At 51.8% G+C, this 13614-nt stretch carries 10 protein-coding genes; 3 read left to right on the forward strand and 7 right to left on the reverse strand.

Annotated features, from left to right (window positions below; translation table 11 throughout):
- Positions 1-105: 105 nt before the first annotated feature.
- The 4 genes from argS to HF324_RS08125 all read right to left on the reverse strand — a co-directional run bounded on the left by argS (position 106) and on the right by HF324_RS08125 (position 4811).
- Complete coding sequence (argS, locus tag HF324_RS08110; RefSeq protein ID WP_168862258.1) at positions 106-2034, reverse strand: arginine--tRNA ligase; 1929 nt, start codon at positions 2032-2034, stop codon at positions 106-108.
- 152 nt (positions 2035-2186) lie between these two features.
- Complete coding sequence (locus HF324_RS08115; RefSeq protein ID WP_168862259.1) at positions 2187-2768, reverse strand: porin family protein; 582 nt, start codon at positions 2766-2768, stop codon at positions 2187-2189.
- Between the two features lie 82 nt (positions 2769-2850).
- On the reverse strand, positions 2851-3327 hold the full coding sequence (locus HF324_RS08120) for a GNAT family N-acetyltransferase (RefSeq protein WP_168811236.1): 477 nt from the start codon (positions 3325-3327) through the stop codon (positions 2851-2853).
- A gap of 122 nt (positions 3328-3449) precedes the next feature.
- On the reverse strand, positions 3450-4811 hold the full coding sequence (locus HF324_RS08125; protein ID WP_168811238.1) for an OmpA family protein: 1362 nt from the start codon (positions 4809-4811) through the stop codon (positions 3450-3452).
- Positions 4812-5117: 306 nt separating this feature from the next.
- Here HF324_RS08125 and dnaK point away from each other — a divergent pair, with 306 nt between their 5' ends.
- The 3 genes from dnaK (at position 5118) to HF324_RS08140 (ending at position 10939) form a co-directional block, all read left to right on the forward strand.
- Positions 5118-7022, forward strand: coding sequence for a molecular chaperone DnaK (gene dnaK, locus HF324_RS08130; RefSeq protein ID WP_168811240.1), 1905 nt, complete (start codon positions 5118-5120; stop codon positions 7020-7022).
- A gap of 178 nt (positions 7023-7200) precedes the next feature.
- A complete protein-coding gene (locus tag HF324_RS08135) occupies positions 7201-9849 on the forward strand; it encodes a 4-alpha-glucanotransferase (protein WP_168862260.1) in 2649 nt (882 codons plus the stop codon).
- A gap of 64 nt (positions 9850-9913) precedes the next feature.
- Positions 9914-10939: a dipeptide epimerase gene (locus tag HF324_RS08140; protein ID WP_168811244.1), complete on the forward strand. Its 1026-nt coding sequence runs from the start codon at positions 9914-9916 to the stop codon at positions 10937-10939.
- A gap of 41 nt (positions 10940-10980) precedes the next feature.
- Here HF324_RS08140 and HF324_RS08145 read toward each other — a convergent pair whose 3' ends face one another.
- From HF324_RS08145 to HF324_RS08155, 3 genes are read right to left on the reverse strand one after another with little or no spacing between them, the layout of a single operon-like run.
- A complete protein-coding gene (locus tag HF324_RS08145) occupies positions 10981-11607 on the reverse strand; it encodes a conflict system bpX4 domain-containing protein (protein WP_168862261.1) in 627 nt (208 codons plus the stop codon).
- Between the two features lie 59 nt (positions 11608-11666).
- On the reverse strand, positions 11667-11954 hold the full coding sequence (locus HF324_RS08150) for a hypothetical protein (protein WP_168811248.1): 288 nt from the start codon (positions 11952-11954) through the stop codon (positions 11667-11669).
- On the reverse strand, positions 11941-13467 hold the full coding sequence (locus HF324_RS08155) for a C25 family cysteine peptidase (RefSeq protein ID WP_168811250.1): 1527 nt from the start codon (positions 13465-13467) through the stop codon (positions 11941-11943). The genes HF324_RS08150 and HF324_RS08155 overlap by 14 nt, the downstream gene beginning before the upstream one ends.
- Positions 13468-13614: the final 147 nt, after the last annotated feature.

Here is a 13614-nt window from a genome sequence, read left to right on the forward strand (position 1 = left end):
AGGAGCGGAGATCAAATTTGATCTCCGCTCCTTTGCTTTCTCTGCTCGCTTATATGATCTTTGCGCTCTTTGCTCCTTTGCGTGCTTTGCGTGAACTCCGCGTGATCACATACGCTCAGGCACGTTGATACCCAGCAGCTTCATTCCCTGGCGGATTGTGCGTGCGGTAAGGGTGATCAGTTGCAGCCTTAATTTTTTCTTGTCCTGGTTTTCTTCCCGCAGTACAGAATAAGTGTATACGCCTTCTACTTTTTCTGCATAGAAAGAGTTGAACACCTGCGCCAGCTGGAACACATAGTTGGCGATAACAGACGGGCTCATTTCGCGGTGCGCTTCTGCCACCACGCCGGAGAACTGCTCATTGAGCACGATCAGTTCTTTTTCCAGCGGCAGCAGTTCGCCGTTGTACCGGAAATTTTCGAGGCCTTCCACCGGACCCACCTCTCTTAAAATAGATTTGATACGGGCATGTGCATATTGGATGAACGGACCGGTGAATCCCTGCAGTTCGATGGATTCTTCCGGGTTGAAGATCATTTTTTTCTTAGGGTCTACCCGCAGCAGGAAGAACTTCATGGCGCCCAGGCCGATGGTTTCGTACAGCCCTTGCAGTTCTGCTTCGGTAATATCGTTGTACCGCTGGAAAGCTTTTTCTGTCGCTTCTTTAGCGGTATTCACCATTTCTTCCGCCATGTCATCTGCATCCACTACGGTGCCTTCGCGGCTTTTCATCCGGCCATGGGGCAGTTCCACCATGCCGTAGCTGAGGTGGAAGATACCGGGGGCGGAAGGTTCGCCCAGTTTTTCCAGGATCAGCTGCAGCACTTTGAAGTGATAGTTTTGTTCATCGGCTACTACATAGATGCTCTGTTCCATGTGATAGTCGTTGTATTTCAGCCGGGCGGTGCCCAGGTCCTGTGTCATGTATACGGAAGTACCGTCGCCACGCAGCAGCAGTTTCTCATCCAGTCCGTCGGCGGTGAGGTCTATCCATACGGAGTTGTCCTCTTTTTTGAACAGCACGCCTTTGGCGAGGCCGTCTGCCACGAGGTCTTTACCCAGCAGGTAGGTATCGCTTTCGTAGTACATTTTGTCGAAGTCGATGCCCAGGCGTTTGTATGTTTTCTCGAAGCCTTCATATACCCAGCTGTTCATGGTTTCCCACAGGTGGCGCACTTCCGGGTTACCGGCTTCCCACTGCTGGAGCATGATTTTAGCCTGTTGCATGATCTCCGTTTTATTACGGGCCATCTCTTTGATGTCGCCCATAATTTTGGCGGTCTTGTCTGCATCGGCTTTTACTTCCGGTTTATGCAGGGCGGTTACCAGTTTGGTGAGTTTTTCCACGTCAGCGCCTTCAAAGTCCTGGAAGTCGTTTTCCAGTACTCTGTCGATGATGGGTTCTGCCTGTTCTTTCACTACGCTTTCAAATTTCACGTAGTAGTCGCCCACCAGGTGGTCGCCTTTGATACCGGTGGATGCGGGGGTATCGCCATGTGCAAACAGTTGCCATGCGAGCATGGACTTACAGATGTGGATGCCGCGGTCGTTGACGAGGTTGGTTTTAATCACCTCGTAGCCGTTGGCTTTCAGGATCTCGGCGATGGAATAACCGAGGAAGTTGTTACGCAGGTGCCCGAGGTGCAGCGGTTTGTTGGTATTGGGGGAGGAGTACTCCACCATGATCCTTTTACCGTTGGAGGGCTGTATGCCGATGTTGTCGTTATTATAGTTGTCTTGCAGGAAAGCGGTCCAGTAGTCCTGGTTGATGTCCAGGTTCAGGAAGCCTTTTACCACGTTAAAACCGGCGATCAGTTCGGGCTGGTGGGCAGCGAGCCATGTGCCGATGTTTTGTGCGGTTTCGTCAGGTTTTTGCCGGCTGAATTTCGTGAACGGGAAAACAACAATGGTATACTCACCCTGGAACTCAGGCTTGGTCACATTGATCGAAACGTCGGCCAGTGCGATATCCTGGTTATAAAGTGATTTTATAGCGGCTACGGCAGCCGTTCTGATAGATTGTACAACACTCATGCTGAAAATGATTAATACGAACAGCAAAGATAGTTCAATTAAACAATTACGAATTACGAATTACGAATTGAGGGCTCCTTTATAGAGCGGGTTTTTAGTAACCGTTCCAAAAGGGAGCCCTCAATTCGTAATTCGTAATTCGTAATTCGTAATTAAAACATATAGAACAGGCCTATCTGCGCTACGGAGTTTTTGTTGGTTTGTTTATCGGATTCATTGAGGTTTGTCAGTCCGAAATTGTAGCGGCCGGAAACGCCGAGGCCCATATCAAACTTATAACCAAAGCCTACGCCGATACCGAAGTCGATGCTTTTCATCTGGTCTTTCACGTCTACTGACACGCTGCCGCCTTTCAGTTTGGCGCCGGCGAGGATGCCCAGCTGCGGACCGGCTTCGAGGTAAAATGCCGGAACGATGGAGTATTGCACCATCACAGGGATATTGATATAATCTGTTTTGAGGGAGCTTTCAGCAGAGATCAGGCCGCCGAGGTAGCTGGATTTCATTTTGGTGCCTTGCCCGGAGTACAGCAGTTCCGGCTGGATGGCCCAGTGCTGGTCCAGTGCGATGTTTACCAAACCGCCGGCATAGAAAGACGCACGGGTTTTAGACGAGCTTTCGTTGGTGATTTTAGCCAGGTTAAGACCGCCCTTAACACCGAATTTTACGGTTTGTGCTTTTACTGCCAGTACAGTACCAATGGCGAGTATACCAGACAGAATAAGTTTTTTCATGATATGAGTTTTTTGCTTCGCCCTCATACCAAGAAATATGCCGGTTTTCCTCAGTGCATAAAAAACTACGGAACGGGGAATCCTATAAATCTTTCAGCATCCAGCTGTCACAGCCAAAATGACCGGTGTTTCCCATGGGGCCTGTCAGGTACCGGAAGCCGAATTGTTCGTATACCTGTCTCGCCCGGGCCAGTTGAGGATCTGTTTCCAGATAACAGTGGGTGTAGCCGTTGGCCTTCGCATATTCGAGGCACATGGTGATCAGTTTACCGGCGAGGCCTTTGCCTCTTGCGGCGGGGACGAGGTACATCTTCTGCAATTCACAGACGTGGGCTTCTCCGCCATCCAGCGGATGGATGCCGGCGCCGCCGAGGACCACGCCGTTCTCTTCTGCTACGAAATAGGTGGCCCGTGGTTTACTGTAGATGTCCGACAGGTGGTCGGTCGTAGGATCGGTATAAACGGTGCCGGGCCTGTCCATACCAAATTCTGCCAGAGAGGTCCTGATAATGTTGGCCAGTGTCGGGTTGTCCGCAGGTGTAATTGTTCTGATAATCATTTGGTAAAATTACGAATTACGGATTACGAATTACGAATTGAGGGCTCCCTTTTGGAACGGTTACTAAAAACCCGCTCTATAAAGGAGCCCTCAATTCGTAATTCGTAATTCGTAATTCGTAATTAGAATATGGTGAATTCCACTCTTCTGTTTTTCTGTCTGCCGGCAGCTGTTTTATTGCTGGCGATGGGTTGTGTCATACCATAACCTACGGCTTCTATTTTGGAGGCGTTAACGCCCTGGCCTACGAGGTAAGCTTTTACCGCTTCGGCTCTTTCCCTGGAGAGGGCCAGGTTGCGTGTTTTGCTGCCTACGTTGTCGGTATGGCCGCTGAGTTTGAGGTTCAGGTTTTTGCGTTTAAGCAGTTCTGCCACCCTGTCGAGCGCCGGATAGGAGTGTGGTTTGATGGTTGCTTTCGCGAAATCAAATTCCAGGTTCTGGATAGCTTCTTTTACGATGCGGTTATCCTCTTCTGTGATGACCACCTTTTCTTCTTTTTTCTCGATAACAGGAGCGGGCAGGGGGCATCCGGCGCCGTCTACTGCAGTATTGGCCGGTGTGCCCGGGCATTTATCGAAGAAGTCGGAAACGCCGTCGCCGTCACTGTCTTTGGTCAGTTTATCCACATCGGCTGTCAGCCTTGCATTGCTCTGGGTGACAGCATCGAGGTTGGCACGCAGTGCGGCTTTCTGGGCTTCCAGCTCATCGTAGGTGGCGGCGGCAGGATTATGCCATTGCAGCTGTGGTTTGCCTTTTTTGCCAAGAGCAAACTCCAGTCCGGCGTAGCCATAGGAGAATTTGTCCTTGTTAGGACCATACACACGGCCGTCGAGGTTATCGCCGTCAACATAATACATGGTGTAACCCAAGTCCAGGTTGATGAATTCAGACAGTCTGAACTTCAGACCGGCGCCTACCGGGATGATCAGTTCCTTGATGGTGCCGTCAGGCTTATAATCAAAAGATGTATTGCTGCCGGTCCGGGTAAGAGTCGGACTGTAACCGGCGATGCCGCCGCCTACGGACCCGTAGAGCATTACGAAGTTCTTGCGGAACAGCCAGTTGACCGTCGTAATATTAAATACCGCGTTCAGGGAGGCCGACCATTTTAATTTTGTTTCAAAGGAGCTGTAGGGGCTTATAGGGGCCTGGCCGTTGCCCCAGTTTTTGCTGTTATCAGCCTGTAGTTTGCCACCCACATAATCGGCCCGGAGGGCCATAAAATGAAGCAGCTGGTATTTTACATAGGCGCCATAACCGCCGGATGCTTTCCATTTGGTAAAGTCGTTACTGCCACCGGTGGCAGCCACAGGGGCCAGGATACCACCGTTTACGCCAATAGACCAAGTTTTGTATTCCTGGGGGCCTTTAAATAACTGTACGGTGGGAACAGCTGAAGTGGATGTTTGGTCCTGGGCGTTGCTAAAGAGGGGCAAAAGGGCCATCAGGGCACAGGATGCCCGCCAGATAATGGATTTGTTCATAAAGAAAACACTTAGGTTATACAATTTGCTTTTTGTCTGATAAAATGATCAAAATACAGGCTTAGAGATGAATAGCAGCTAAAGAAAGGCGAGGTTAAGAACGGTTAACATTACTGCACAGATGGCCTTCTGTCTGGCCATTTTGTCGGGTTCCGCAAATGACTAAATAACCAAATAATCAATCAACTTGTTCAAATATAGGACACCTGACTGACATAATTTCATATTTTTTTGCTTGGCATAATCATTGACAAACCTAAGACAAATACGACTTTTAACTTACAACTAAAGGAGAATCTTAATACTATGGGAAAAATAATAGGCATTGACTTAGGAACTACCAATTCATGCGTTGCCGTTATGGAAGGTAACGAACCGGTAGTGATTGCCAATGATGAGGGAAGGAGAACGACCCCGTCTGTAGTGGCATTTTTGAAAAACGGAGAAAGGAAAGTAGGTGACCCTGCAAAGCGTCAGGCTATTACCAATCCCGTTAATACCATTATGTCAGTGAAACGTTTCATGGGCCGTCATTTTGACGAGGTGTCCAACGAATTGACGCACGTTAGCTACAAAGTGGTAAGAGGTGATAACAACACCACCCGCGTTGATATTGATGGCAGATTATATACGCCGCAGGAAATTTCCGCAATGATCCTGCAGAAAATGAAAAAAACGGCTGAAGACTATCTCGGCCAGGAAGTGACTGAAGCGGTCATCACCGTTCCTGCTTACTTTAACGACGCACAGCGTCAGGCGACCAAAGAAGCCGGTGAAATTGCCGGTCTGACTGTTCGCCGTATCATCAACGAGCCTACCGCAGCCGCCCTGGCATACGGTCTGGATAAAAAACACACCGATACTAAAATCGCTGTGTTCGACCTCGGTGGCGGTACCTTCGATATCTCCATCCTCGAACTGGGCGACGGTGTATTTGAAGTAAAATCCACTAACGGTGACACGCACCTCGGTGGTGACGACTTTGACAAGGTGATCATGGACTGGCTGGCCGACGAATTCAAAAAAGATGAAGCGGTAGACCTGCACAAAGACCCGATGTCCTGGCAACGTCTGAAAGAAGCTGCCGAAAAAGCAAAAATCGAGCTGTCTTCTTCTGCTGAAACGGAAATCAATCTTCCTTATATCACCGCTGTTGACGGCGTGCCTAAACACCTGGTGAAAAAACTGACCCGCGCTAAATTTGAGCAGCTGAGCGACAGCCTGGTGGAAAGAACACTGGAGCCTTGCCGTAAAGCCCTGAAAGATGCAGGCATGAACACCTCCGAAATCGACGAGATCATCCTCGTAGGCGGTTCTACCCGTATCCCTAAAATTCAGGAAGTGGTAGAGAAATTCTTCGGCAAAAAACCAAATAAAGGGGTAAACCCTGACGAAGTGGTAGCCGTAGGTGCTGCTATCCAGGGTGGTGTACTGACAGGTGAAGTAAAGGATGTACTGCTGCTGGACGTAACCCCGCTGTCTCTCGGTATCGAAACCATGGGCGGTGTGATGACCAGACTGATCGAGTCCAATACTACCATCCCGACCAAAAAATCCGAAACCTTCTCTACAGCCGCCGACAGCCAGCCAAGCGTGGAAATCCACGTATTGCAGGGTGAAAGGCCTATGGCTAACCAGAACAGGACCCTCGGACGCTTTATCCTCGGTGACATTCCTCCGGCTCCGCGCGGCGTTCCGCAGATCGAAGTAACTTTCGATATCGACGCCAACGGTATCCTGCACGTTACTGCCAAAGATAAAGGCACCGGTAAAACGCAGAATATCAAAATCGAAGCTGGTAGCGGCCTGAGTAAAGATGAGATCGAAAAAATGAAAGCGGAAGCGAAAGCCAACGAATCATCCGATAAAGAACAACGCGAAAAAATCGAAAAACTCAATAAAGCAGACAGCCTGATCTTCCAGACAGAAAAACAACTGAAGGAATACGGCGATAAAGTGCCTGCTGATAAAAAAGCTACTATCGAAACAGCGCTTAATAAACTGAGAGAAGCCCACAAATCCCAGGACAGTGCACAGCTCGACGCTGCAACCGCTGAACTGGAAGCTGCATGGACCGCTGCTTCTGAAGAAATCTACAAAGCCACCCAGGGTCAGCCGGAAGGCGCTACTGCCGGTGCGGGCCAGCAACAAGGCCAGCCTAACGCAGGCGGAGACGGTGTAACCGATGCGGAGTTTGAAGAAGTAAAATAAATCCATTGACGGATTTTTTGATTTACGATTTTTGATGTCGTAGATTAATAAACAAAAAGACCGGAGCAGGTGAAATATCCTGCTTCGGTCTTTTTTATGTTTATCCCCAATAGCAAAAAATCATAAATCAATAAATCCCTAAATATCTTTATTTTGTTCCCGCTTAGCCTGGGAACAGATGCATCAGACCATACGTTTTTACCTTCGTTACCATACCCACTACGGGCAGGACGTTTACCTGCTGGGAAATATTCCCGCACTGGGCAGCGACGTGCCACACCAGGCCCTCCGCCTGCAATGGGAAAACGACGAATGGTGGAGCGCTACTATCCGGATCACCACCACGGAACCCTTTGTTCTCCAATACCAATACCTGCTCCGGGAACTGGAAGAAGTGACCTATGAAGGCGGCGTCCGGGAAATATTGCTCGACCCGGCCCGGGAAGCCTACCGGTTCACCGATACCTGGAACTACGCCGGTCAACCGCAGAACGCCTGGCAGACAGCCCCTTTTACCCGCGTATTTTTCCGGCATCCGGTTCAACAGCCGGACAGCCGCGCCGCCACCCACCAGTTCCGCGTACAGGCGCCGTTGCTGCCCGCCGGTAAAACCATCTGCCTCCTGGGGAATGTTCCCTCATTGGGCAGCTGGAATATTAAAACCCCCCTTTTGCTGCAATACGATGCGCAGGGCTGGTTTACCGCAGCGCCGCAGCTGCCCGCCGGTGCCACACCGGTACGGTACAAATACGGGGTTTACGATCTTGACAATCATACTTTCGAATATTACGAAAACGGCCCTGACCGGGAACTGCCGGTTTTCGCTACCGGTGAGCATACTGTTCTGCATGATGGCTTCGTGCGGCTGGACTATCCCCATTGGAAGGGCGCCGGCGTGTCCGTGCCCGTATTCAGCCTGCGCAGTCACGAAGGCTTTGGCACCGGTGAGTTCGCAGACCTCGTACCGCTGGCGCAATGGGCCCGGCAGGGCGGTCTGCAGCTGATACAGGTGCTGCCGGTCAACGATACCGTCAGCACCTGGACCTGGCGCGATTCCTATCCCTACAACGCCATCTCCTCCTTTGCCCTGCATCCGCTTTACATCCGCCTGCAGGACGTAGGCCTGCTGCCGGCTACGCACCCGTTGCAACGGCAGTTTCATTCCTTACGGCAGTGGCTCAACGAAAAAGAGGAGGTCGACTATGAAACCGTCCTGTCTTATAAACTAGCTTATCTCAAAGCGCTTTATGAAGAGGAAGGCGAGAAGCTGCAGACACGCGCTTACTGGCAGTGGTTTGCCGCCAACGAACACTGGCTGCTGCCTTACGCCGTTTTCTGTTACCTGCGGGATAAATACCATACCAGCGATTTTTCCCGCTGGCCGGAATATAACCAATACGACTATACGGCTATCAACCAGCTGGTGATAGCTGACGGCGCCGCCGCAGCCGCCGCGCACTTCTGGTTTTTTGTACAGTACCACCTGCATCTGCAGCTGCAGCAGGCCGTAACGGCGGTGCGCAACGAAGGGGTAGCGCTGAAGGGAGACATCCCTATCGGCATCTCCCGTTACAGTGCAGACGCCTGGATGAACCCCGGCCTCTACCACTCCGATATGCAGGCCGGCGCGCCACCCGACAGCTTTACCGCGGAAGGGCAGAATTGGGGCTTCCCCACGTACAACTGGAAGAAGATGATGGCCGACGGCTGCGAATGGTGGCAGCAAAGGCTCCGGCATATGTCCGTTTATTTCGATGCTTTCCGGATCGATCATATCCTTGGTTTCTTCCGCATCTGGCAGATACCGCAACAGGCCGTACAGGGGCTGCTGGGGTATTTTCACCCTGCCATTCCCCTCAGCCGGGAAGAGCTGCTGCAGAAAGGTATTCCTTTTGACGAAGCGCGCTTCTGCCAGCCGTGGATCACGGACGCGGTACTGGACCAGACCTTCGGCAGCTATGCCGGCATCATTAAAGACCGTTACCTCTATGCACTGCCCCACGGGCGGTATGCCCTCCAGCCGCATTGCGATACCCAGCGTAAGGTCAGGGAGCTGCAACTGCCGGAAGCGGTGGAATCGGCCCTGTTCCACCTGATAGCAGATGTGTTGCTGATAAAGGTCACACAGGGAGAACGGGTGATGTATCATCCCCGCTACGACCTCGCGTCCACCACCTCCTTTGCCGCACTCGACCCTGTTACCCAACAACGGTTACTGGACCTGTACCACCATTTCTTTTATGTCCGCCAGGAGAGTTGCTGGCGCAAGGAAGCCATGCATAAGCTGCCGCTGATCAGAAGAGCCACCCGCATGCTGATCTGTGGGGAGGACCTGGGCATGGTACCGCATTGTGTGCCCGGCGTGATGCAGGCGCAAGGCATCCTCGGACTGGAAGTGCAGCGTATGCCCAAACAGGCGGGGTATGATTTCGCCGCTATCTTTGAGGCGCCCTACCTGTCCGTGCTGACCCCGGCCACCCACGATATGAGCACCCTCAGAGGATGGTGGGAAGAAAACGCAGGCATCTCCCGGAAATACTATCAACAGGTATTGAAACACAACACCCCGGCGCCTTTGCATGCCAATGTCGCCCTGGTAAAGGAAATTATCAACCAGCACTTGCAGGCTAACGCCATGTGGCGTATCTTTCAAATACAGGACCTGCTGGCGGCAGCCGGTTATATTTCCGACCAGCATCCTGATAAGGAAAGGATCAATATTCCCGCAGTGACACAACATTACTGGAGATACCGAATCCCTGATTCAATTACGAATTACGAATTACGAATTACGAATGCGGGCGCATTTGTAAGACATAATCCGTAATGGACCTTGGGATAGGAAGTCCTTCATTCGTAATTCGTAATTCGTAATTCGTAATTTTTTTAAAATGAAACTCACACTTTATCCTTTTGAACTGAAATTCCGCCACACGTTTACCATTTCACGCAAATCAAAAGACGTACAACCCCTGCTGGTAGTGGAATTACAACAGGACGGCCTGTCCGGCCTCGGAGAAACGGCCGACAACTCCTATTACAACATGACGGTTCCCCGGCTGATGGAGGCGATCAACGCGCACCGCCCGTTCATTGAAAACTATACGCTGGACAAGCCGGAGGCTTTCTGGCAGGAGATGTTCCCCTTACTGAAGGATAATATGTTTGCACTTTGCGCGCTGGACCTGGCAGCATGGGACCTGTACGCCAAACGCCAGCATAAAAAGCTGTATGAAGTGTGGGGCCTGAACATCTCCCATAACCCGCTGACAGACTACACCATCGGCATTGACACCATCGACAATATGGTGAAGAAATTAAAAGAATTCCCCTGGCCGATCTATAAAATAAAACTCGGCACCAAAGAAGATATTGAAATTATCACGGAGCTGAGAAAGCATACCAGCGCGGTATTCCGGGTAGATGCCAACTGTGCCTGGGGCGTGGAAGAGACCCTGCAGAATGCTGCCGCCATGAAACCACTGGGCGTGGAGTTCATCGAGCAACCTATGCCGGCAGCAGACCGCGAAGGGATGAAAAATGTTTTTGAACAATCCGTGCTGCCCATCATTGCAGATGAAAGCTGCATCGTAGAGCAGGATGTGGCCCGTTGCCATGGCTATTTCCATGGTATCAATATCAAGCTCACCAAATGCGGTGGTATCACACCGGCGCTGCGTATGATCAAAGAAGCGAGGCAATGCGGCATGAAGGTAATGACCGGCAGTATGAACGAAAGCACCGTTGGCACTTCTGCGGTGGCGCACCTGCTGCCCCTGCTGGATTATGTCGACATGGACGGGCCGTTATTACTGGCTGAAGACACCGCGGACGGTATCCGTATTGACAACGGCCGTATCATTTACGCCGACAGGCCGGGTGTGGGTGCGGTGCTCCGGCAAACGTCCGCTGTCTGATTAAATGGCGTATATCCTATTCCGTTAGTATACTGCGGTAGTTAGTCCCGGAAGCTGTCATGAAACCCGGGCCACAACAGATCGGCATAGCTGCCGAGGGAGGCCTTGACGGCGGTCATCACTACCGGATCGTTGCATCTGCCGGTGTCCTTGCTGGCGATGATGCGGTCGGTGTAGGCCTGCAGCAGCGACGGGTGTTCGGTGATCGCTGTCACCGGCGCAGCGGGGTAAATGTTCATGCCTGTGGAGGAGAACGGCCATTGGGCGGCCGTTTCCGTGAGGCGTTGTACCAGCGGGTCTGCAGGCGCCAGTTTTTTGGCGATGCTCAGCAGATCGGGCAGATAGCGCAGGCAGAGATCGGCAGAGTATATGGCTTCCGGGCCTGTTGCCCCGGCGTGTTTGGGCAGCCATTGTTCAATGCCGTTATTGCCGGATGGCCGGGACCTGATGAGTTGCGCCGCCCTATAAATAAAGCTGGCGGCCCAGAGGGCGGTGTCGTTGTCGAAGGCCGGCGCTTCACCGGGCATATCGATAAGGTCGTGCTGATAATAATTCAGTAGTATGCTCCTGGTGGCAGCCAGGTCATCCGGGGAAAAAGCATGGACCGCTGTGTCTACAGTCACTTGTCCGTCGCGGACCAGGGTCGTTATAAATGAGGATAGATTCATAGGTTGCTGTTGTCATCTATGCGTGCGGGATGCATAAATGCCAAAGTAATAAAAAACCACTAAATAGCAGCATCCGGTCGGGGATCTTCTTCACCTTCTTTCCAGGAGCGGGCCAGGAACACATAATCTACGATATATCCCTCGGCGGTGATGGTTTTGCCCGCCAGTTTCATCAGCGGGTTGTTCATGAAAGGGTTGGCGCCGGCGGGGCGTATCAGATAGTCGCCCTGATCGGTCACCAGGTATACGCCAAGGTGCTCGCTTTTGGAGCGCTGGCCAAAAGTCCGCAGTACCAGTCGACCGGTAAGGCGGATGCTGTTTTCTTCGGAATAATTATCTGCTGACATATTCACGGTAGCCCAGTATTTGATTGTTTTTTTCTTTTACGACCAGCACTTTGGTGCTGGTACGCTCTCCGCTGACTGCTGATTCCGAAAATACATGAAATTTTACAGATGGCATGGAAGTACCTGATGCAGCGCTTACCAGCGGGCTTTTCCGCTGGCTGATAAATGTTTTGGCAGGAGGGGGCGTGGTAAACAGTCTCTCTCCCAGCAGGGAATGCATGGCTGCCTCCAGCGCGGGATCGGTGGCATGGGTTTCTGTCGTGTGCGCCGGGGTGGACAGAAAATCGTCCAGCATTTTGCCCCGGGCTTCCAGGTTGTCACGGCGGTTCTGCAGGCTGTTCACAAATGCCTGGGTGATGCCGTCCGTGCTGGGGTCTCTGTCGTTGATCACCGGCTGCAGCGACGGGTCTCCCAGCAGGTAAAACTGGGCGGCCGTTTTCAGCTCGAACGGGTCGAGGGTAGGTCCCATTTCGTGCAGAAAACGTTGACGGGCTTCCAGTAGCGCCCGGCCTGTAGAGGCGCCATTGAGCACGTTGATCAGGAAGAACTGGGTAAGCAGGTCTGCCAGCCCCTGCCCGGTAGGCGGCCCGTAGGCGATGTTGGAGGCGCCCACAAAAGCGATGGCATGATTCAGCAGGTAGCTGTTGGCCATGCTCATGAGTTTCGCTGCATTTTTCTGCGGGTCGTACAGCTGGCCGCCATAGCAGCATTCAGCCGCTACTACCGTGCCGGTGCTCAGTTTGGCAGTGATGGTGTCTGAGCGCATGGCCAGCGGAAAGTTGGTTAATTTCTGGCCGTAGTAGCCGGGATTATAAATGGCGCCGTGGCAGTTGATGAAATGTGTTTTGGGCATCATCTGGGTGGACCAGTTGGTGCCGTCCAGCGTATCGGTGCCCGGAAAGATCAACAGGTTGCTTTTATCGCCGAATATGTTCTGCAGGCTGTTTTGCGTAGAATCCTGCCAGTCGAACGTGCTGGCGGAGAAATAAGGTTTGTATACCTGTACCGGCTGCGGCGTGGTGTCCAGGATGTCTTTAATGAGCGAACGCAGGTAAGCGGGATCTGCTACTCCCGGTATGTCCGGCAGGCGGCCTACTACCCGCACCGGGGCAATGAACCTGCCCGGGTCTGTATCGTACGGCGTATCGCACGCATAGGGCAGATCGCTGGGAATAAGGCTGTCCGGATCATTGTCTTTCAGGAGGTTTTTCAACCGCTGAAAAGGGATGATGTCCTGGGCGCCTACCAGCATGATATAGCCAGGAGAATAAAAACGGTACAGGTCATCTATTGCCTTTTTATGCTGGGCTTCATCTTTGGCGTCTGTGACGGGGGCCGACTGGCAGGCCTGCATCTGGGCGGTATCATCCAGGAAAATCAGTTGGGTGGACAACTGCCTGCCCGCATCAAATGCCTGCAGTGCTTTCAGGTCGTCCAATATGGCCTGATGCCGGTCTCCATACTTCTGCTGTAAGGCCGTTTTATTGGTTATAATGAGTTTCGTCGTCAACATATGAATCGCAGGGCTTGCCATATATCTTTCATTAAGCGCTAAAAATATTAAAATAAACGGATAACCGGCAAGCTTCCACAGACAATATTAAGCCGCCGCTACGCAAAGTACTTGCATAGTGAAAAAGGAAACAGTATTTTGTTGCAA

The organism is Chitinophaga oryzae (genome assembly GCF_012516375.2).
GTDB lineage: Bacteria > Bacteroidota > Bacteroidia > Chitinophagales > Chitinophagaceae > Chitinophaga > Chitinophaga oryzae.